This window comes from Leisingera sp. M658, from assembly GCF_025144145.1.
GTDB lineage: Bacteria > Pseudomonadota > Alphaproteobacteria > Rhodobacterales > Rhodobacteraceae > Leisingera.
The window spans coordinates 1,907,092-1,927,720 of sequence record NZ_CP083546.1 but is presented as its reverse complement, the minus strand read 5'-3'; the positions used below and the strand labels follow the sequence as shown (position 1 = coordinate 1,927,720).

17 protein-coding genes and 1 tRNA gene are annotated in these 20,629 nt (G+C 59.8%); 7 read left to right on the top strand and 11 right to left on the bottom strand.

Features of this window, described 5'->3' with window-relative positions; all coding sequences use genetic code 11:
- Positions 1-179 precede the first annotated feature (179 nt).
- The 3 genes from K3724_RS09630 to rocF are packed head-to-tail and all read right to left on the bottom strand — an operon-like array spanning position 180 to position 3,075.
- Complete coding sequence (locus K3724_RS09630; protein WP_134829868.1) at positions 180-1,226, bottom strand: ornithine cyclodeaminase; 1,047 nt, start codon at positions 1,224-1,226, stop codon at positions 180-182.
- Positions 1,223-2,152 (bottom strand): citrulline utilization hydrolase CtlX, encoded by a 930-nt coding sequence (ctlX, locus tag K3724_RS09625; RefSeq protein WP_259992177.1) that lies wholly within the window; start codon positions 2,150-2,152, stop codon positions 1,223-1,225. Before ctlX ends, K3724_RS09630 begins: the two co-directional genes overlap by 4 nt.
- Positions 2,149-3,075: an arginase gene (gene rocF / locus K3724_RS09620; protein WP_259992614.1), complete on the bottom strand. Its 927-nt coding sequence runs from the start codon at positions 3,073-3,075 to the stop codon at positions 2,149-2,151. The genes ctlX and rocF overlap by 4 nt, the downstream gene beginning before the upstream one ends.
- A 112-nt stretch (positions 3,076-3,187) precedes the next feature.
- Here rocF and K3724_RS09615 point away from each other — a divergent pair, with 112 nt between their 5' ends.
- Positions 3,188-3,613 carry an Lrp/AsnC family transcriptional regulator gene (locus K3724_RS09615; RefSeq protein ID WP_027258961.1) on the top strand — a complete coding sequence of 142 codons (426 nt, stop codon included), beginning with the start codon at positions 3,188-3,190 and terminating at the stop codon, positions 3,611-3,613.
- 61 nt (positions 3,614-3,674) lie between these two features.
- Here K3724_RS09615 and K3724_RS09610 read toward each other — a convergent pair whose 3' ends face one another.
- Both K3724_RS09610 and K3724_RS09605 read right to left on the bottom strand, forming a co-directional pair.
- The gene (locus K3724_RS09610) at positions 3,675-4,142 is read right to left on the bottom strand and encodes a disulfide bond formation protein B (RefSeq protein WP_259992174.1); all 468 of its coding nucleotides are present in this window, start codon (positions 4,140-4,142) and stop codon (positions 3,675-3,677) included.
- A 2-nt stretch (positions 4,143-4,144) separates the two neighbouring features.
- Positions 4,145-4,723 carry a YqaA family protein gene (locus K3724_RS09605; RefSeq protein WP_259992612.1) on the bottom strand — a complete coding sequence of 193 codons (579 nt, stop codon included), beginning with the start codon at positions 4,721-4,723 and terminating at the stop codon, positions 4,145-4,147.
- Positions 4,724-4,888: 165 nt separating this feature from the next.
- Between K3724_RS09605 and K3724_RS09600 the strand changes: the two genes are divergently transcribed.
- Positions 4,889-4,974, top strand: a tRNA-Leu gene (locus K3724_RS09600).
- A gap of 114 nt (positions 4,975-5,088) precedes the next feature.
- Here K3724_RS09600 and K3724_RS09595 read toward each other — a convergent pair.
- Positions 5,089-5,754, bottom strand: a complete 666-nt coding sequence (locus K3724_RS09595; protein WP_259992172.1) for a class II aldolase/adducin family protein — start codon at positions 5,752-5,754, stop codon at positions 5,089-5,091.
- Positions 5,755-5,770: 16 nt separating this feature from the next.
- Positions 5,771-6,877 carry an S-methyl-5-thioribose-1-phosphate isomerase gene (gene mtnA, locus K3724_RS09590; protein WP_259992170.1) on the bottom strand — a complete coding sequence of 369 codons (1,107 nt, stop codon included), beginning with the start codon at positions 6,875-6,877 and terminating at the stop codon, positions 5,771-5,773.
- A 275-nt stretch (positions 6,878-7,152) separates the two neighbouring features.
- On the opposite strand from mtnA, the gene K3724_RS09585 reads away from it, so the two are divergent.
- On the top strand, positions 7,153-8,301 hold the full coding sequence (locus K3724_RS09585; protein ID WP_259992168.1) for an efflux RND transporter periplasmic adaptor subunit: 1,149 nt from the start codon (positions 7,153-7,155) through the stop codon (positions 8,299-8,301).
- A 3-nt stretch (positions 8,302-8,304) separates the two neighbouring features.
- A complete protein-coding gene (locus K3724_RS09580; protein WP_259992166.1) occupies positions 8,305-11,430 on the top strand; it encodes an efflux RND transporter permease subunit in 3,126 nt (1,041 codons plus the stop codon).
- An 88-nt stretch (positions 11,431-11,518) separates the two neighbouring features.
- On the opposite strand, the gene K3724_RS09575 is transcribed toward K3724_RS09580, so the two are convergent.
- Entirely contained in the window at positions 11,519-11,731 is a 213-nt protein-coding gene (locus K3724_RS09575) for a hypothetical protein (RefSeq protein WP_129370899.1), read from the bottom strand.
- A 506-nt stretch (positions 11,732-12,237) separates the two neighbouring features.
- Between K3724_RS09575 and K3724_RS09570 the strand changes: the two genes are divergently transcribed.
- The 3 genes from K3724_RS09570 (at position 12,238) to K3724_RS09560 (ending at position 16,353) form a co-directional block, all read left to right on the top strand.
- Entirely contained in the window at positions 12,238-13,203 is a 966-nt protein-coding gene (locus tag K3724_RS09570; RefSeq protein WP_259992163.1) for a TAXI family TRAP transporter solute-binding subunit, read from the top strand.
- A 112-nt stretch (positions 13,204-13,315) separates the two neighbouring features.
- A complete protein-coding gene (locus K3724_RS09565) occupies positions 13,316-15,925 on the top strand; it encodes a TRAP transporter permease (protein ID WP_259992161.1) in 2,610 nt (869 codons plus the stop codon).
- On the top strand, positions 15,922-16,353 hold the full coding sequence (locus K3724_RS09560) for a universal stress protein (protein WP_129370903.1): 432 nt from the start codon (positions 15,922-15,924) through the stop codon (positions 16,351-16,353). Before K3724_RS09565 ends, K3724_RS09560 begins: the two co-directional genes overlap by 4 nt.
- 27 nt (positions 16,354-16,380) lie before the next feature.
- On the opposite strand, the gene K3724_RS09555 is transcribed toward K3724_RS09560, so the two are convergent.
- The 3 genes from K3724_RS09555 to K3724_RS09545 are packed head-to-tail and all read right to left on the bottom strand — an operon-like array spanning position 16,381 to position 20,490.
- Positions 16,381-17,430 (bottom strand): lipocalin-like domain-containing protein, encoded by a 1,050-nt coding sequence (locus K3724_RS09555; protein ID WP_259992159.1) that lies wholly within the window; start codon positions 17,428-17,430, stop codon positions 16,381-16,383.
- Complete coding sequence (locus K3724_RS09550) at positions 17,420-19,837, bottom strand: FtsX-like permease family protein (RefSeq protein ID WP_259992157.1); 2,418 nt, start codon at positions 19,835-19,837, stop codon at positions 17,420-17,422. The genes K3724_RS09555 and K3724_RS09550 overlap by 11 nt, the downstream gene beginning before the upstream one ends.
- A complete protein-coding gene (locus K3724_RS09545) occupies positions 19,834-20,490 on the bottom strand; it encodes an ABC transporter ATP-binding protein (protein WP_259992611.1) in 657 nt (218 codons plus the stop codon). The genes K3724_RS09550 and K3724_RS09545 overlap by 4 nt, the downstream gene beginning before the upstream one ends.
- Between the last annotated feature and the right edge of the window lie 139 nt (positions 20,491-20,629).

Genomic DNA, 20,629 nt, shown 5'->3' with positions numbered 1-20,629 from the left:
AAAGTTTTTAAGATATTGAAAGTTAAGGTGTCCGGCCTTTTTACCTGTGTACCAGCCTACGTTAGGCGCGGTTGCTCAGATCCCCTTGAGCGTCGCCTGCAGGGCCAAAAGTGCGGTGATCAGGCGAAAAGGCCGGAGGTGCCGGCGGCCTCAGTTTAGCGGGCCGCCTTTGCATTGGGTCAGCCTTTGGCGCGCTGAAGCATACCAAACAAATCGCGCGGATCGTCCGGATCTGCGAGCATGTCCAGGTCGATGAAATAGTCCGTGCCTTTGATGCGGTCGCGAATGTAACGCAAGGCCGAGAAATCCTCGATCGCAAAGCCGACGCTGTCGAACAGCGTGATCTGCCGGTCACCGGTGCGGCCCTGTTTTTGGCCTGAAATCACCTCCCACAGCTCAGTGACGGCAAAATCCTCCGGCATTTGCTGAATTTCGCCTTCGATCCGGGTTTGCGGCGGGTATTCGACAAAGACGTCAGAGCGGCTGAGGATGCCGGCTGCCAATTCCGTTTTGCCCGGACAGTCGCCGCCAATCGCGTTGATATGCACGCCGCTGCCGACCATGTTGTCGGTCAGGATGGTGGCGTTTTGCTTGTCCGCGGTGCAGGTGGTAAGGATTTGGGCCCCTTCAATGGCCTCTTCCGGCGTTTTACAGGACACAACCTCAACCCCTAGCCCTTCCAAATTTCTGGCGCATTTTGCGGTTGCTGCGGTGTCTTTGTCATAGAGGCGCACGGATTTGAGGCCGATTATCGCTTTCATCGCCAGGGTCTGGAATTCCGACTGGGCGCCATTGCCGATCATCGCCATCGTGGTTGACCCTTTTGGTGCCAGATACTTGGCAGCCATTGCTGAGGTTGCCGCGGTGCGCAAGGCGGTCAGCATGGTCATCTCGGTCAGCAGCACCGGATAGCCGGTGTAGACATCTGCCAGCAGCCCAAAGGCGGTGACAGTCTGCAGGCCTTCGGACGTATTCTTGGGATGGCCGTTTACATATTTGAACCCATAGGCCTCGCCGTCCGAAGTTGGCATCAGCTCTATCACGCCTACATCCGAATGGCTGGCGACACGAGGGGTTTTGTCGAACAGCTCCCAGCGTTTGAAATCGTCTTCCACATAGCCCGCAAGATCGCGCAGAATCTGCTCGACGCCGATGTGATGAACGAGGCGCATCATATTGTCGACGCTGACAAAAGGCACCAGTGCTTTTTCCGAAGGCTGTGTCATGCGGAAATCCTTTCACGGGGGCTGAGGTGGATGCCTGCCAGCATGCAGCGCACCGACCCGCCTGCGGTTTCTATGGTCGGAATGGTCAGGGGGAGCGGCTCTGCGCTCCTTTCGATTTCTGCAATCTGGTCCGGCCGCAATGCGTCCAGCGCCTTGGCAGAAAGTGCAAGAATGCGTTTCTTGCCAGTGAGTTCCAGCGCGTTTCCGGCAAAATTGGCGATCTGATCCTGCGTCAGATCAATCACACTGCGGCCGGTCTCCTCCAGCCGCGCGGCGACTTCGGAACGGCGCGCGGGATCAACGATCATATCGAGGCAAATCAACGCGTACTCGGTGCCGATCCCCATCAGCACATTGGTGTGATAGACGTCGCGGCCGGCTTCATCTTTGGCTTCGAACACCATAGGTTCAAAGTTGAAATGGGTGCAAAACCGCTCCAGCAGGATCGGGTCGGCGCGATTGGATTTCACCGTGTAGGCAATGCGGCCGATGTGGTCGAGCACCATGGCTCCGGTGCCTTCCAGCGACAGCCCGTCCTGTTCCAGACCGGAGTAGTCGATCACATCCTGAACCCGGTAGTCCCGCTTCAGCAGTTCGATCACATCCCAGCGCCGTTCCTTGCGCCGGTTGTCAGCGAACATCGGGTAAACCGCAACATGGCCGCCGGCATGGGTAGAAAACCAGTTGTTCGGGAAAACGCTGTCCGGTGTGTTGATGGTGGTGTCGTCAAAAACATGCACGGTAACACCAGCGCCGCGCAGGGTTTCCACGGCGCCGTCGAACTCTGCCAGTGCCTGGGCAGATGTCGTTTCAGCCGAAGTATTTTCCTGAGTTTGGAAGGCGTTATCATCCTTTGTTTCCGGGTTTGAGCGGAAATGATGCGGCCGGATCATGACTACGGCAGAGGGGGCTTGCAGGCTGGTCACTGATAGCTCCGTGTCGGGCGGTCAAAGACGCGGCGGCCTAGGGCCGAAGCGCAGAGATCCACCATCAAGTGCGCAGTGCGTCCGCGTTCATCCAGAAACGGGTTCAATTCCACGAGATCCAAAGAGGTCATCAGCCCAGAGTCATGCAGGATTTCACAAACCAGATGCGCTTCGCGGACCGTGGCGCCACCCGGAACGGTGGTGCCAACTGCCGGGGCGACGGACGGGTCCAAGAAGTCCACGTCCAGCGAGACATGCAGCATGCCATTGGCCTGGGCGACGTGCTCCAGAAACCGGTTCAGCGGACCCGCAATGCCGTTCTCATCGATGTGGCGCATGTCATGGGTGCGGATGGAGCTGCCTTCCAGGGCAAGCCGTTCCTGGGTGTCGACAGACCGCAGGCCGATCATGCAGACATTCTCCTGCGGCACCGGGTTGGTGACATTAGGAAAGCCCTCGAACCCTTTGCGTCCAGTGAAATAACCAACAGGTGTTCCATGCAGGTTGCCGCTGTCCGATGTTTCAGGCGTGTGGAAATCGGTATGCGCGTCCAGCCACAGAACAAACAGCGGCCGACCGACCTTGGCAGCGTAGTTTGCGGCCCCGGCGACGGAGCCGAGCGAGAGTGAGTGATCGCCGCCCAGGAACACCGGCAGACCGCACTCAAGCGCGTCTTCTGCCGCCTGTGCCAGACGTGCGGTCCAGCCGATTGTTTCATTTCGGGCAAAAACCAGCCCGTCATTGCTGTCGGGGGTATGGGGCTCGGGTGCCAGATTGCCAAGGTCTTCGACCGTGTGGCCAAGGCTTTCCAGTGCGGGGGCAAGCCCGGCAGTGCGGTAGGCGTCGGGACCCATCAGGCAGCCGGCCCGGCGTTTTCCACTGTCCACCGGGGCGCCAATGAGGATGCAATGTTGCGATGTCACCATTTTGGCCTCTCAAAAACTTAGCTTTCATACTAAGAACCTCCGATATGTGATGGATTCCAGCACTCAATTTGGTCATAAAGGTTGGTGGTTGGTCAATTTGAGGCATGAAATGGACAAAACGGATGAGCGGCTGGTGTCGGCCCTGCGGCACAACGCACGGGCGTCTCTGTCGGACCTGGCGCTGGAGCTGAACCTGTCACGCACCACAGTGCGGGCACGGATCGAGCGGTTGCAGGCGCGGGGCGACATCCTGGGGTTTACCGTGGTGCTGAAGGAGGACGTGCTGCGGGATCCGGTCCGCGGGCTGATGCTGATCGGAATCGAAGGCCGCGGCACCAGCCGGATTACCCGGCAGCTGCAGGGGCTGCCGGAGGTGCGGGCCATTCACACGACTAATGGACGCTGGGATTTGATTGTTGAACTTGGCACCGAGACCCTGGAAACCCTGGACACGGCTTTGGCCAAGATCCGCACCTTTGAAGGGATTGTAAGCAGCGAGACAAATCTGCTGCTGGCCACCAAAAAGGACAGCTGATGCCTGGGGAGGCTGCGGGATAATCAATGGGTTATCTGCCGCACCTCAACTTTCCATAAGGTTAACCCTGCTTGCGGGCATGGTTGGCGGCGGCGACCCAAAGCAATGCCAGACCAAAGGACGCAATAGCATTCCAGCTGGCCATGGACAGTGACAGCATTTCCCACGGCACCTGATCGCATTGCACCAGCGGTGCGGCCATGATCTGGTCCAGCAACTGATCCGGAGACAAGCCGCCAACCGGGCCGGATGTGCAGGTGGACGGACCTTCCCACCAGCCTCGTTCAACCCCGGTGTGAAAGGCGCCTATGCCTGCTGTGGCCAGGGCTGCCAGAGCGCCCAGATAAGGCAGCAGCGCGCCCGGAATGATCAGCGCCAATACGCCGATCCCTGCGGCGGCGGCATGCGGATAGCGCTGCCAATAGCACAGTTTACAGGGCGGCATTTCGCCAATGTATTGGAACCCCAGCGCGCCCAACAGCAGCGCCGCAGAGCCGCCGGCCGCAAGGATAATCAAAAAACGATGCATTATCAGATAAACCTTACCAGTAGGAAGCCGCCAAACAGCACAAGCATGAAGGCCGTGAAAACCAGACCCAGGCGGCGCTCAATAAAGTCGCGGATTGGGGTTCCGAATTTCCAGAGAAGCCCGGCGACGATGAAAAAACGCAATGCGCGTGCGAGGATAGAGGTGGCAATGAAGGTACCAATGGGCATGCCGGTCCAGCCCGACATTATGGTTATCACTTTGTAGGGGAACGGTGTGACGCCGGCGCCTAGAACCGCCCAGAAGCCAAAATCGTTAAACCGGGTGTTGAATTCAGCGATAGCATCGCCTTTGCCCATCGCCTCTAGCACCGGCTGGCCGATGCCCTCGTAAAAGAACGCACCAATCGCATAGCCAAGCACACCGCCTGCGACCGAGGCCGCCAAGGCCACTAGCGCAATCAGCCAGGCGCGGGACGGGCGGGCCAGGATCATCGGAATCATCAGCACATCCGGCGGGATCGGAAACACGGAGCTTTCGACAAAGGCGACAGCGGCCAAACACCAAAGCGCCTTGGGATGATCGGCCAGGGCCATCGTCCGGTTGTATAGCGGTTTCAGCATCCTGCGCCCTGCATCCTCAACGGGTTTTGCAAGATGAGGTGGCATGCGCGCCGCATTCCGTCAACCTTTGCTGCCAGGTGAATTTGCCACGCGCTGATTTTTTGGCTGCAAAGTGCCTTTTTGCCTCTGGACCTTGGCGTCGGGCTTGGCTAGGAAAAGGACGTTGCCCAAGTGGCGGAATGGTAGACGCAGGGGATTCAAAATCCCCCGCTGGTGACAGCGTGCCGGTTCGAGTCCGGCCTTGGGTACCAATAAGAACAAAGGCCTGCAGCACGTTCTTGCTGCAGGCCTTTGTTCTTTTTTTGCCCACTTCCATCGGCGGATTCCGCAATCACGTATTGGTCTTGCTTTGCACTGATGCAACGTCAGCGGCTGTCCCTCAGGCCATAATCCGCGAAGGCAGCGGTAACTTCCTCCATTTCATCTTCAGTCAGGATGTGCGGCTTGCCGATTGTGAGGCTCGTCGCATAACTTTTTGCCAACGCTTCCAATTCTCCCATCCGCCAGAGTGCACGCGGCAGGCTTTCTCCGGTGGCGACAGCACCATGATTTGCCATCAGGCAGGCACTGCGGTTTTGCAAAGAGCGGGTGATATTGTCCGACAGCTGCCGGCTGCCGAACAGCGCATAATCTGCCACCGGCACATCGTTGCCGCCAAAGGCCGCGACCATATAGTGGCAGGCAGGGATAGCCTGGCGGTTCATTGCCAGAGCGCAGCAATAGACAGGATGCGCGTGAACCACCGCGCTGACAGCGGGCTTGGCCTGCAGAATGGCCAGGTGAAAAGGCCATTCCGTGGAAGGTTTCAACTGGCCGTCCGGTAACTGGCTGCCGTCCAGCGGTATCTTCACCAGATCCTTGGGCGTCATCTTTTCATAGGGCACACCGGAAGGCGTGATCAGCATCATATCGCCCGCGCGCACCGAGATATTGCCCGAAGTGCCCTGATTGATGCCCATGGCATTCATTTCCAGGCAAGCGTCGATCACTGTCTGCCGCAGACCGGGGCTGTCCTGACAAGGAGGCTTCACGCAAAATCCTCCGGTCTCAAGCGGATCTGGCGGCGGCCATTTCCGGAAACAGCCTGGCCAGGCCGTCTTCGGAGGCTTCGCAGATCCCGCGTTCGGTGATCAGGCCGGTGACCAGCCGGTTCCGGGTCACGTCAAAGGCCGGGTTGCCGCCAGGCGTGCCATCCGGGGTGACCTGAACCACGCCAATGGCGCCATCCTCGGTCTTGCCTTGAACATGGGTGATTTCACGTTCGCTGCGTTCTTCGATCGGAATTTCGGCAACGCCGTCCAAGACGGTCCAGTCGATGGTCGGCGAGGGCAGGGCGACGTAGAAAGGCACACCGTTGTCCTTGGCTGCCAGCGCTTTCAAATAGGTGCCGATCTTGTTGCAGACATCGCCGCGGCGGGTGGTGCGGTCAGTGCCGGTGATCACCAGGTCCACCTGACCGTGCTGCATCAAATGGCCGCCGGCATTGTCGGTAATATAGCTGTGGCTGATGCCGTGGCTGCCCAGCTCCCAGGAGGTCAGGGCACCCTGATTGCGCGGACGCGTCTCGTCCACCCAGACGTGGATCGGAATGCCCGCATCATGCGCTTGATACATCGGGCTGGTGGCGGTGCCCCAATCGACGGTGGCGATCCAGCCGGCGTTGCAATGGGTCAGCAGGCGGACCGGCTCGCCCGCAGGCTTATTCGCGGCGATTTTCCTGATCAGTTCCAACCCATGCGCACCTATGCTGCGGTTGATCCCGACATCCTCGTCTGCGATCTCATGCGCCAGCACCAGCGCGGCGGCGGCGCGTTCGCCTGCTGCCAGCGGCCGCAGGTGATTGCGGCAACGATCCAGCGCCCAGCGCAGGTTGATAGCGGTGGGGCGGGTGGCGTTGAGAAAGCTCCAGGCCTGATCCATCGCTGCATCTGACGGATCCAGCCGCATCGCCAGCGCCATGCCATAAGCTGCTGTCGCACCGATCAGCGGCGCGCCGCGCACCCGCATCTCAACAATTGCATCGGCAAACTCCTGCAGCGTGTTTACCTGCTGGACACGGAAGTCATGCGGCAGCCAGCGCTGATCAATGATCTGCAGCGCATCGTGATCATAATCCCACCAAAGGGAGCGGTAATGGGTGCCATTCACTTTCATCGGAGTTTCCCCTTTTTCGTTGCAGCGCAGCTGCCGGTGCCGGATTGGCCGGCAAGTTGTTTCCGGTTTCCCTGAATTGCGCCTTGCGCGCAAGGTTTCGTTGAAAAGGCCCGCTGGATAATCGCGGAGTTTCTGTGTGAAATTTTCCGGTCAGCACGCGTGCTCCTTGCAGACAGCAGCTCGCGCAGTGTTCAATAGGGTTAAGTTTTATAACGAGCGGGTGCACCGGAAAACCGGCCGCCCGGTTTATTTTCGTCAAATTGAAAGGCTCAAGGATGAAGAATTTCTGGAACAGGGGCCTGACCGGCTGGACCGGACTAGCAGCAATTGCAGCGGTTGGTCTTGTAAGTGCGGATGCGGCGTTTGCGCAGCAGGGTGCTGCACCAAAGGTTTCGGTGTCGCAGGCAGTGGTTAAACCGATCAAGGATACCTCAACCTTCATCGGCCGCGGTGAAGCGATCGACAAGGCAAACATCATGGCCCGAGTCAACGGCTACTTGGAGGAGGTGCTGGTCAAAGACGGTGCTGAGGTGGAAAAGGGCGACGTGCTGTTCCGCATCGAACGCAGCGCTTATGAGGCGGTGCTGGAAAGCCGCCGCGCCGAACTGGCCCAGGCTGAGGCCAATTTGGAGCTCGCCTCGTTGGATCTGGCCCGAAAACAGGAACTGTTCGAACGCGGTTCGGTGCCCGAGGCGGACCGGGACACCTCCCGCGCTAATGAGCTGGTGGCCGAAGCCCAGGTGCGCGCCGCTGCGGCTGCGATCAAGCAGGCGGAATTGGATCTGAGCTATACCGAAATCCACGCGCCGTTCTCGGGCCGGGTCGGCCGGGTCGAGGTCAGCATCGGCGATGTGGTCAACCCCAGTGGCGCGGCTTTGGTCAATATCGTGCGTGAAGCACCGGTTTATGTTTCCTTTTCGTTGAACGAAAAGCAGTTTGTCGAGATTTTGCAGGAGCTTCAGGCCGAAGGTATTGAACGCTCTGACACTGAAACCGCGCCGGAAGTATTCGTCGTCTTGCCAAATGGTGCCGAGCTGGAGGAAAAAGGCCGGATCGCCTTTGCCGGCAACCGGGTTGATCCAGCCACCGGCGCCGTCACCGTACGGGCGCAGTTTCAAAATGATCACCGGTTGATCCTGGACGGCGCTTTTCTGACCGTCGGCCTGCAGTCTCAGGAGGCAGTTGACCGGATCATCATCAGCCAGGCTGCGATCCAGCGCGATCAGCAGGGGCCGTTTGTTCTGGTAGTGGACGATCAGAATCAGGTGGCCCAGCGCTATATCGTCACTGGCGATGTTCAGGGCACCGGCATCATTGTGCTGGACGGTCTGACCAAGGGCGAAACCGTTGTGGTCGAAGGCCTGCAAAAGATCCGCCCCGGTGTCGAAGTGGACCCGGTCATGGCCGCACAGGCTGGAGAATAAGCAATGTTTTCCAGCATATTCATTTCAAGACCGAAATTCGCAATCGTCATCTCTCTGGTGCTGACGGTCATGGGGGTGATCGGCTACTTCGCGCTGCCTGTGGCGCAGTTCCCGGAAATCACCCCGCCGGTGGTGAATGTCACCGCCAGCTATCCCGGCGCCAATGCCGAAACCGTGGAAAAAAGCGTCGCCGCGCCGATCGAGGCGCAGGTCAACGGGGTGGATGGGATGCTCTATATGTCCTCCACGTCGGCTGACAATGGCAGCTATTCTCTCTCAGTAACCTTCGAAGTCGGCACTGATGCCGATATAGCCTCGGTCAACGTGCAGAACCGGGTGGCGCAAGCAACAGCAGCTCTACCCGCCGAAGTGACGGCAAACGGGGTGGTGACACAGAAAAGCTCCTCCAACATGCTGCTGGTTGCGGCCCTGACATCGCCCAACAGCTCGTATGACAACGTGTTTTTGTCAAACTATGCCGCCATCAACATCAAGGATGCCCTGGCCCGCGTCGACGGCGTCGGCAAAGCAGATATCCTGACCAATTTCGAATACGCCATGCGGGTCTGGCTGGATCCCAACAAGATGGCAGGCCTCGGAATCTCGCCGGGCGATGTTATCAACGCAGTGCGTGAACAGAACATCGAAGTCTCCGCAGGGCAGGTGGGCGCGCCCCCTGTTCCGGGCGATCAGGTCTTTCAGTATACCATCAAGTCCAAGGGCCGCCTGACCGAGGTTGCTGAGTTTGAGGACATCGTCATCCGCACCGGCGACGGCGGCAGCACTGTCCGGCTCAGGGACATTTCCAAGGTTGAGCTGGGGGCCTCCAATTACAGTTCCTCGGGCTATTTCGACGGCGTGCCGGCGACGATCCTGGCTGTCTACCAATCTCCCGGCGCCAATGCGCTGGCAGTGTCCGAGGCAGTGCTGGCAGAGATGGACCGGCTGTCGGGGGATTTCCCGGACGACGTTGCCTATTCGGTGCCGTTCAACACCACGGATTTTGTCGAACAGTCGCTGAATGACGTGATTTCCACCTTGATGATGACCTTTGCACTGGTGATCACGGTGGTGTTCATCTTCCTCGGCTCTTTCCGGGCAACGATTATTCCGGCGATTGCCATCCCGGTGTCCCTTATCGGGACATTTGCCTTCCTGCTGGTGCTTGGCATGTCGCTTAACACCATTTCGCTGTTTGCGCTGGTGCTGGCGATCGGCATCGTGGTGGATGACGCCATCGTGGTGGTGGAGAATGTCGAACGGATCATCGCAGAGGAGGGGCTGCCCCCGGCTGAGGCCACCCGCAAGGCAATGGGGCAGATCACCGGTCCGGTGATTGCCACAACCCTGGTACTGCTGGCGGTGTTTGTGCCGGTCACCTTCATGCCCGGGATCACCGGCAAGCTGTACTCGCAGTTTGCGGTGACCATTTCGGTTGCGGTTGTGATCTCCTCGGTCAACGCGCTGACACTGTCGCCGGCGCTTTGTTCCATTGTGCTCAAGGCGCGCTCCGGCCCGCCAAAAGGCTTGCTGGCACTGTTCGAGAACATGATCGGCGGCGTCCGCAGCGGATATCTGAGCATCGTCACCCGTTTGCTGCGTTTGCCGGTGATCGGGCTTGCCATCATCGCGGCGGTTGCCTTTGGCACCGGCACTATTTTCAACTCTACGTCCAAAGGCTTCCTGCCGGCCGAAGACAACGGCTATCTGTTTGTGGATGTGCAGCTGCCCGACGCAGCGGCGCTGGGACGGACGGAGACAGTGACCGGACGGATCGACGAGCAGATCCGGCAGATCCCCGGTGTCCAGGGCACGGTTCTGGTCAATGGTTTCAGCCTGCTGAACGGGGCGGGGGCCAATGGTGCCATGATCATCGCCTCCCTTCACCCTTGGGATGAACGGCAAACCGAGGCGCTGCATCCCAATGCCATCCTTGGCCAGATCTACGGCATTGCCAACGGGGAAGCCGCCGCCAGCATCGTCGCCTTCAACCCGCCGCCGATTTCGGGCCTGGGCATGTCCGCAGGTGTGGAAATGGCAATCCAGCAAACCGCAGGCGGCACCCCGCAGGATCTGGCGCAATCGGTCGGCTCGCTGGTCTACTCGGCCAACCAGCGCCCGGAGATCGCCCAGTCCTATACAACCTTCCGGGCAAACGTGCCGCAGGTGTTTGTCGATCTGGACCGCGAAAAGGCCAAGACGCTGAATGTGCCGATTTCCGAGGTGTTTCAGACCATGCAGGCACTCTTGGGGTCCTACTATGTCAACGACTTCAACCTGTTTGGCCGTGTCTACAAGGTGATGCTGCAAGCGGAAGGCAGCTACCGCGACAAGATCGAGGATATCGGCGGCCTGTATGTGCGGACGCAGTCGGGTGAAATGGTGCCGCTGTCGACCCTGATTGATGTGGAAAACGTGCTGGGGCCGGTGCTGCTGAAGCGGCACAATATCTTCCGCTCGGCCACTGTTACCGCTGTGCCGGCGGCAGGTCTGTCCACCGGCGATGCGATCCGGGTGATGCAGGAGGAAGCCGCGACGGCGCTGCCGCCGGGCTACGCCTTTGAATGGACCGGTACGGCGCAGCAGCAGCTGGACTCGGCAGGTCTGGTCACCGTGATCCTGGCGATGGCAGTGCTGTTCGGCTACTTGTTTCTGGTCGCGCAATACGAAAGCTGGACGATGCCGGTGGCCATCCTGCTGTCGGTGATCGTGGCCCTGTTCGGAGCGGTTGCGGCGGTGGCAATCGCCGGCAATGACATCAACCTCTACACGCAGATCGGGATGATCATGCTGATCGGCCTGGCGTCGAAAAACGCCATTCTGATTGTCGAGTTCGCGATGGAGCAGCGCGCCGCCGGGCTCTCGATCCGCGACGCGGCGCAGGAGGCCGCCAAACAGCGTTTCCGCGCCGTGATGATGACAGCGCTGTCCTTCCTGCTGGGGGTGGTGCCACTGCTGGTTGCGTCAGGAGCCGGCGCGGCCAGCCAGCGGGCCATCGGTATTGCCGTCTTTGGCGGCATGCTGGCAGCAACCGTGGTTGGCGTCATCGTGGTACCGGTGCTGTATGTGATGATGCAGGGAATGCGCGAACGCATCAAAGGCACACCGGCAGCCCAACCGGCAGAATAGAACAGACCGCCCCGCCAGTGCATCTGGCGGGGTTTTCTCTTCCATCAGAACCGAAGGTCCGCCGGGGCTGGCTGCGATCAGCCGGGCATCAGGCGCGGCGCGCCCGCAATCCGCGGTCATGGGCCGCCGACAGGATCAGGTCCCATTTCCGTGGCGTACAGCGGAACTCCGGCTCCACATCACAGGTCAAAGGCGCATTCGCCTCGCTGGGTATCTTTCTGGCTTCAGCGGAAACGCATCGTTCCAACGCCCAGAAATCCGTCAAAGACGGGTTGTCAGTAATCACTTGGCTCAGCAGCATTGCCGCAAGCTCCCCGTTAATGCTGTCCGCTTTGTTAATTTTTAGTACCGCGGATCAATTTTTATGTGGTGCGTATTAGCGTCATCCGGATGATTTGTCACCAGGATGTTTTTCAAACCGTCGCAAAGCTGCAAAAATCCGCCCGGAATGGCTGCCAAGGTTAGGCGGCGCAGAAGCACGGCTGCCCGCTGAAAGAATCGCTGTACCGGTCACTTTCCTTGCAAGAAAAAACTTTGTGCAGAGGTGGCCGAATGCATCCGGGCCGTGAGGGGGAAAATTACCTAACCTTCGTCAATTAGGAGAAAAATGCGGGTTTACGGGGTGCGTCAATAGATAGCACCCTTGACTTGGCGGGGTGCCGGTGAAACCCTTCTGCACGTGCGAAATAATCCGCACATGCCCGGTCTGGCGGGCCGAATTCTGTGGCCGTGCAGGTACCGTAACCACGGTTTCACTGCCTTCCGCGCCAGGCTGCAAATCATAAGACAAGTGGGAGAGACTTGATCATGAAACACACCCAGCTGGCTATCGGTGCATTGGTGGCGGCGTCCTTTGCGGCGCCCGCAGCATTTGCTCAGGAATACATCACCATCGGCACCGGCGGCGTGACCGGTGTTTATTACCCGACTGGCGGCGCCATCTGCCGTCTGGTGAACAAGGGCCGCAAGGAGCACGGCTTCAAATGCGCCGTCGAATCCACCGGCGGCTCGGTCTACAACATCAACACCATCCGCGAAGGCGAGCTGCAGTTCGGTGTGGCCCAGTCTGACTGGCAGTACCACGCGTATAATGGCACCTCCAAATTCGAGGAAGCAGGCCCGTTCGAAGGTCTGCGCGCCGTATTCTCAGTGCATCCGGAACCTTTCACCGTTGTGGCCCGCGCGGATTCCGGCATTTCAACCTTTGACGATCTCAAGGGCAAGCGCGTCAACATCGGCAACCCGGGCTCCGGCCAGCGCGGCACCATGGAAGTGCTGATGGGCGCCAAAGGCTGGGGTATGGAAGATTTCGCCCTGGCAACCGAACTGAAGGCAGCGGAACAGTCCGCAGCGCTCTGCGACAACCAGATCGACGCGATGATCTATACCGTTGGCCACCCGTCGGGTTCTATTCAGGAAGCTTCCACCGCCTGCGACTCGGTCCTGGTGACCGTGGACGGCGAAGCGGTTGAAAAACTGGTTGGCGACAATTCCTTCTACCGCACCGCCACCATCCCCGGCGGCATGTACCGCGGGTCTGACAACGACACCCAGACCTTTGGCGTGGGCGCAACCTTTGTAACCTCGGCGGACGTGTCCGACGATGCGGTCTATGCCGTTGTCAGCTCCGTCTTCGAGAATTTCGAAGCTTTCCAGAAGCTGCACCCGGCCTTCGCCAACCTGAAGCCGGAAGAGATGATTGCAGACGGTCTGTCGGCACCGCTGCATCCCGGTGCTGCCAAGTATTACAAAGAAAAAGGCTGGATTGAGTAATCCACCCAACATAAGGAACGGGGCGCATTTGGCGCCCCGTTTTGCCTGAGGCCGCTGCCCAGGCTTTAAATTTCAGGCCCCGGAAAAACGGCGGCCACAGGGGAGATTATCCATGGCATCCGATGCTCAGGGAAATCGGCCGCTCAGCGAAGAAGAGCTTCAGGAACTTGTCGCGTCCTCAGACGCAGGCGCCCGCAATCCGGTAGGAAGTGTGGGGCTGTTCCTGGCTATCGTCGCAGTCATTTGGTCGGTGTTCCAAGTCATTCTGGCTTCACCCGTTTCAAACCTGCTGCTGCCCGGCAGCGTGGTGAACAATTCCCGGCAAATCCATTTGGCCTTTGCCATTTTTCTGGCCTATGCCGCATATCCGGCGCTGAAGTCCAGCCCGCGGAATTACATTCCCATTCAGGATTGGGTCTTCGCGCTGGCCGGCACTGTCATCGCGATGTACGGCTATATTTTCTATCAGAAAATTGTCGATTCCGGCGGGCTTGCCGATGACATGGATAAATGGTTTGCGCTGGCGGGCCTGATCCTGCTGTTCGAGGCCGCCCGCCGCGCGCTTGGCCCGGCAATGGCGATCATCGCAACTATCTTTCTGGCCTATGTGTTCTTTGGCTCCTCTGAATGGGTGCCCGAAGTCATCCGCTGGAAGGGCGCCAGCCTGAAAAAGGCGATGAGCCATATGTGGATCACGTCTGAGGGCGTGTTCGGCATTGCCCTGGGTGTCTCCACCAAGTTTGTCTTCCTGTTTGTGCTGTTCGGTGCACTGCTGGATAAGGCCGGGGCCGGCAATTACTTCATCAAGATGGCCTTTGGCGCGCTTGGCCATCTGCGCGGCGGTCCGGCCAAGGCGGCCGTGGTGGGTTCTGCCGCAACCGGTCTGATCTCCGGCTCCTCCATCGCCAACGTGGTGACAACCGGCACTTTCACCATCCCGCTGATGAAGCGGGTGGGCTTTACCAGCGAACAGGCAGGCTCAGTCGAGGTTGCCTCCTCAGTGAACGGCCAGATCATGCCGCCGGTGATGGGCGCTGCGGCCTTTTTGATGGTGGAATATGTGGGCATCTCTTATGTCGAGGTGATCACCCATGCCTTCCTGCCCGCCGCGATTTCCTACATCGCGCTGGTCTATATCGTTCATTTGGAAGCGGTGAAGCGGAACATGCCGACGCTGGGCAACCGCGTTGTTTCCATGGGCCGCACCATTGGCGGCATGGCTCTGTTCTTTGCCGGCTTTGCGGCCCTTTGCTATAGCGTTCAATACCCGGTCAAATGGATCACCTCGGCAATGCCGGGCGCATCCGGGCTGACACTGGCAGCCCTTGTGTTCGCAGCCTATGCGGCCCTGTTGTGGCTGGCTTCCGGCGTTGACGATCTGGTGCCGGACGACCCGAACGCCAAAGAGGTCGAACTGCCAGTAGTGGGTGAGATCTATAAGGCGGGCCTGCATTACCTGCTGCCGATCATCGTTCTGGTCTACTTCCTGATGATCGAACAGAAGTCACCCGGCCTGTCGGCATTCTGGGCGACCGCACTGCTGTTTGTGATCCTGCTGACCCAGAAACCGCTCAAGGCGGTCTTCCGCGGCCAAAGCAATATGGCCAATTCCTTTATGGAAGGCGTCCACGACCTGTGGAACGGGCTGATCGACGGCGCGCGCAACATGATCGGCATCGCGCTGGCCACGGCCACTGCGGGGGTGATCGTTGGCACCGTTACGCTGACCGGTGTCGGGCAGGTGATGTCCGAACTGGTTGAGTTTGTTTCGGGCGGCAACCTGATCCTGATGCTGGTGATGGTGGGTATCCTCTCGCTGGTTCTGGGCATGGGGCTGCCGACAACGGCGAACTACATCGTTGTCAGCTCACTGATGGCCGGTGTGGTGGTCGAACTCGGCGCCCAGTCCGGTCTGATTGTGCCGCTGATCGCTGTGCATCTGTTTGTGTTCTACTTTGGGATCATGGCCGATGTGACCCCGCCTGTGGGGCTGGCCAGCTTTGCCGCAGCGGCGGTGTCGGGCGGCGATGCGATCCGCACCGGTTTCATTGCCTTCTTCTACTCCTTGCGGACCGTGGCGCTGCCGTTTGTGTTCATCTTCAACACCGATCTTCTGCTGATCGATGTGACCTGGATACAGGGGATACTCGTAGCCATATCAGCGACCATCGCCATCCTGGTCTTTACTGCCGGCACCATGGGCTATTTTGTCAGCCGCAGCCGGATCTATGAAAGCATCCTGCTGATCTTCGCAGCCTTTGCGCTGTTCCGGCCGGACTTCTTCATGGACCGGGTGATGCCGCCTTATGCCGAAGTACCGCCGGCCCAGCTGGTTCAGGCCCTGGACGAAGCGGAAGCGGGAGCGGAGTTCAGGATCACAGTTGAAGGCCCTGATTTTGATACGTCCGAGATCAAAAGCACCACCATGATCCTGACCGCCGATGGCACTGGCGGCCAGCAAGCGGTGGATACCTATGGCCTGCTGCTGCTGGAAGAAGACGGGGTTGTGAAACTGGACGAGCCGATGTTCGGCACCCCGGCAGCACCCAATTTGGAAAGCTTTGATTTCTACGCCGATGAACCGGTGCGGGTTGCAACGATCCAGGCCCCGGCCAGCCAGCTGCCAAAGGAGCTTATGTTCCTCCCGGCATTGCTGCTGGTAGCACTGGTCGCACTAATGCAGCGCGGCCGTGCGCGTGAACAGGAAGGAATAGCGGCATGAACAAACCCGTACTGTGTGCATTGGAACTGAGTGATCCGGCGTCCGACGAAAAAGTGCTGACCCAGGCCGCCCGGTTGGCGGATCTGGACGGTGCCCAGCTGGATGTTGTCAACGTCCTGCCGGACTTTGGCGAAAGCTGGGTGTCGGGCTTCTTTGAGGAACACCACCATCAAAAAGCGGTCAAGGACACCACCCAGCGGCTGCGTGATCTTTGCACCAAGGTGCTGGGAGAGGAAGGCAACGCCAAGGTGCGCCATCTGGTGGCCACCGGCAAAGCCTATCAGGAGATCCTTAAGGTGGCCGAAACGGCGGGCAGCGGGCTGATCGTGATCGGCGCGCATAAGCCTGACCTGAAGGACTATTTGCTCGGGCCCAATGCGGCCCGGGTGATCCGGCATTCGGACTGCTCGGTCTTTGTGGTTCGCTGAAAACACTAAGGGCGCTTGCGGGCGCCCTTACTCGTAGCCGGTCATCTCAAGGTAGCCTTTGCCGGAGTGGCTGCCGCTGACCGACACCGGCCCTTCCCAGTATGAAAACGAGGTTCCCATCCAGCTTTGCGGATTAAGTGCTTGAATCTCAACGGAAACGCCTTTTTCTGGCAGGTTTGCACGCCAGCGGGTGGGGATCTGCCGGCCGTGGACATCGCTGGCAGCCAGCGCCTCGGCGTGAAAGGCACCAGGCGACAATGTTTCCACACTGCCGTCTGCGGATATCCATGTGCCTGAGGTGAAATCACCGCTCCCGCCACGCAGAACAAACGCCATCAGCTTGTCACCGCTGTCAAAGCTGAGCGAGAACCAGTCCCAGCCGCTTTGATCCTCTGCCAGCGGCTGGCTTGACCATTCCCGGTCCAGCCAGCCATGCCCGGCCACGTCAACCGGACCGCCGGGCAGGTCCAGCGTTCCGGACACCTGATAATGCGGTTGGGAATAATAATAGCTCGCTTGGCCGCTGGCGGACTTCACGGAATAACCATCCTCTCCATGCAGCACCAGCGGACCTTCAGCGCTGAGCCGCAAGTCATAGGAAAACTCTTGGCCTGAGGCCGTTATCTCCATCTTTTCAATTGCCTCTCCCGTGGAGCGCATCTGCCAATTCCCGATCCAGGCGTCGAAAGGATCAGCCAAAACCCCAGCCTGGCCCACGCCGCCGCGGGCAAGGCGTTCGGCGAACAGGTGCTGGTCCGGCGTTGTCACGGCCGCGTGGGCCATCCAGACTTGCGGACTTTGCCAGCCTTCAGCCTCTCCCGGAGCCAGGGCGGACCGGAACAAGGTCCACTGAATGCCATAGTCCTTGCCGCCGGCGTCTGTCAGGTTGGCGGTTAAGTACCACCACTCAATGCGGAAATCCGGATGGGCGCCGTGATCCTGAGGAAAAGACAGCTGGCGGCCAAGCTCTGGTACCGCAAACCCCTCGGCCTCAGTACCAAGCCCGGCATAACCCTGCGGCAGGGCTGCAGTGGCCCAGCCAGCCAGGAGGAACGTGAAAATGGGTCTAACGTTCATTGGCAAACACCTTGAGCAGTTCCGCAGGATCCAGGCGGCTGAGACGGAGCGCGGGCAGGGCGGCTGCCACCACCGCGGCCAGCAGGGCCAGCAGGATAAGCCGCAGCCAGTCGCCTGGAAACAGATGCATCGGCAGCTTCCAGCCAAACGCCTCAACATTGATGACGGAAAGCAGCGCCCAGGCCAAAGCCAAGCCCAGCGGCAAGGCCAGAACCGCGGTGATCGCGGCCAGCAGCAGGCTGCGCAGGACTTCGGCACCGGCCAACTGGCGGCGGCTAAGACCCATCGCCCAAACCGGGGCAAGCTGCGGCAATCGCTGGCTCCATAAGGTCAGCAGGCTGGTCAGCATGGCAAATCCGGCCACTCCCAGCGTCAGCAGGTTCAGCGCTGAAGTGATGGTAAAGGTCCGGTCAAAGACACCCAGAGACCGGGCCTTGATGCCCGCCTGATCAACGATGTTTTCCCGAGGTATTTCAAATGCTTCACGAATGGAGCTGACCAGTTCCGGCACATCATCAGCAGGCAGCCGCAGCCCGAACTGCCGGTTTGGAATATCCGGTGCGCGGGCCAGCAGTGCGGCAAGGGAGGTGATCACCTGCCCATTCGGATTGCCATAGTCGGAGTAGATTCCGGCAATTGTCAGCTTCCAATCCGGTGCCAGAGCCAAAGAATGCCCGGGGCTAAGGTCATGACGGCGGGCAAATTGTTCATTGACCAGCAGGGCTTCTCCAGCGGCGACACGGTCCCAGACCGCAGGCAGCGCCTCCAGCAGCGGCCAATTCTGCCGGTAGGTCTCATCATCCGCAATGCCGTATATCCGCAGCGGCGCCCCCTTGTAGCGGATGTCACTGCGCCGGAACGGCAGCACGGTTATGCCCCGCTCCTCCAGCCACAGCGTCAGCTTCGCTCCTTGTTCATCGCTTGTCGTGGTCACGTAAACTTCAGCCGGCAGGCGTTGGTCCAGCCAGCCGATAAAGGTGAGCCTGAAGCTGGAAACCATTGTTCCGACGCCAATATTCGTCGCCAACGCCAAAAGCAGCGCCATCAGGGCAAGTGACATCCCCGGCAATTGCGCCCGGGTGTCGGCCCACAGCCATTCGGCAAATGGACGTGTGCACAGCCGCGCCCCGATCCGCAGGCCAGCGGAGATCAGCAGCGGTAGCATCAGTGCAGCCCCTAGCATAAGCCCGGACAGAAAGATAAACCCTGCAATAAGCCCTTGAAAGATAAAGATAACCGTAAGTCCTGCAAGCAAACAGACAGCACCTGCAATCGCCGCCGCCAGGTGTGACTTGCTTGCCTGCTGCCCGCGGGCCTGGGTTGCGGGTGCGGCCAGCAGGGGCATCCGCCATAAGGCATAAAGCGCCTGCGCTCCGGCCAGGAACGTGCCGCCGCAGGCCATTGCCAGCCCGGACAATACCCACTCAAGGCGCAAGCTGAGGGCGCCGTCCACCGAGGCGCCGTAGAGCCCGGACAGCGTGGCCTGAACATCCGGCAGCAGTGCTGCAGCCACCAGATAGCCTCCGGCCAGCCCCGCGATCCCGGAAATCAGCGCGACAACCGCAAGCTCGGCTGCAAACAGGGCAACCAGTACCCGCATCGGAACGCCCAGCCCGCGCAAGGTCCGGATCATGCTGCGGCGCTGCTCCAGGCTGAGGCCGATGGTTCCTTGAACAATGAACAGCCCGACAGCAAAGGACAACAAACCAAAGGCTGTCAGGTTGAGGTGGAAACTGTCGGTAAGCCGCGCCGTATCTGCTGCTGCATTCCGGGCTGGAATGCGGGTCAGGCCCGGGGCAAGTCGCTGCAGGGGTGTCAGGCCGGACAATTGATCCGGCAGAATAATCAGGTAGCTGAGACTGTCCGGCTGGCGCAGCAGCCGGCTGGCCAAACTGATGTCGGCGATCAGCACACCCGGCGGCAACCTGTCCGTTTGGGTGACCGGGTGCTCACTTTGCGCGGCTGCAAGCACAAGCGCGGTTTCCGGGTGAGCAAAAAACCGGCCCGGCGGCAAAAGCGCATCCAATGCAGGTGTGCTGTCCTGCTCTGCCGCCTCGGCCAGGGCCGGAACCAGCGGATGGCTTAACAGATCAATGCCCATGATATCAAAGCTTTGCCGCTTGAACCTGACAGTTCCTTCCAGAACAGGCGTCAGCTGCCATCCCGACCGGCGCAGGCTTGCGTATTGCTGCAGCGGGATTGCGCCGTCTTCCGGCGCCAGCCGGTCCGCGGCTGTTGTACCAAGCTGCTCGGCGGCGCGTGCGTAACTGGCGCGGGCTTCGCCGTTGATTGCCTGAACTGCAGACCAAAGCCCCGTTGCCAGGGCCAGCCCGGCCATCAGCGTTGCCAGTTGCAGGGGATGCCGGCGCCAGTGCGACAGGATGGCACTCAGCGCGGAACGGATCATGCGGCCTGGCCAAGCTGCAAATGCAGGCGCTGGTCCAGCATCCTGGCAATGGCTGCGGAATGCGTGACCAGAAACAGGGCCGCGCCGCTCTCCCGGACCAGTTCCAGCATCAGGTCCATCACCGCCGCGCTGGCGGTTTCATCCAGGTTCCCGGTCGGCTCATCCGCCAGCAGCAATTTGGGACGCAAGGCCAGGGCACGGCCAATGGCAACCCGCTGTTGCTGCCCGCCCGAGAGCTGCTCTGGATAGCGATCGAGTAAACCGGCCAGGCCAAGACGGTCCGCCAGCACTTGCCCCCAATCAGGGTCCCACCGGTTTCCCAACCGCGCATGCAACGCGATATTCTGCCAAATACTGAGTGAAGGTATTAAATTAAATTGCTGGAAAACAAGGGAAACATCATTTCTCCGCAACGCCGCGCGCTGCCGGTCTCTGAGGTTTGACAGCGGGGTGCCGGCAACTTCAATTTCGCCGCTGTCAAAACGATCCAATGCCCCGGCTAAGTGCAGCAATGTGCTTTTACCTGAGCCGCTGTCACCCGTCAGCGCCAGGCTGCTGCCAGCCGCCAAATCCAAAGACACCCCGCGCAAGACAGCGTTTTCCGGCGTTTGTCCCGGATAGGTTTTGGTAACATTGCGGATCTTCAAAACCATCCTGCGGCACCCTCCTGCGCTTTGGTCTTCAATGCCTGCAACGGCACTCAATACCTCCGCCAGGAAGAAGTCCAGTGCGGCACAAAGGCTGGCCCATCCGGCTTTCTTATGGTTAAGCGTTGCGGAGTACCTTTCTAAG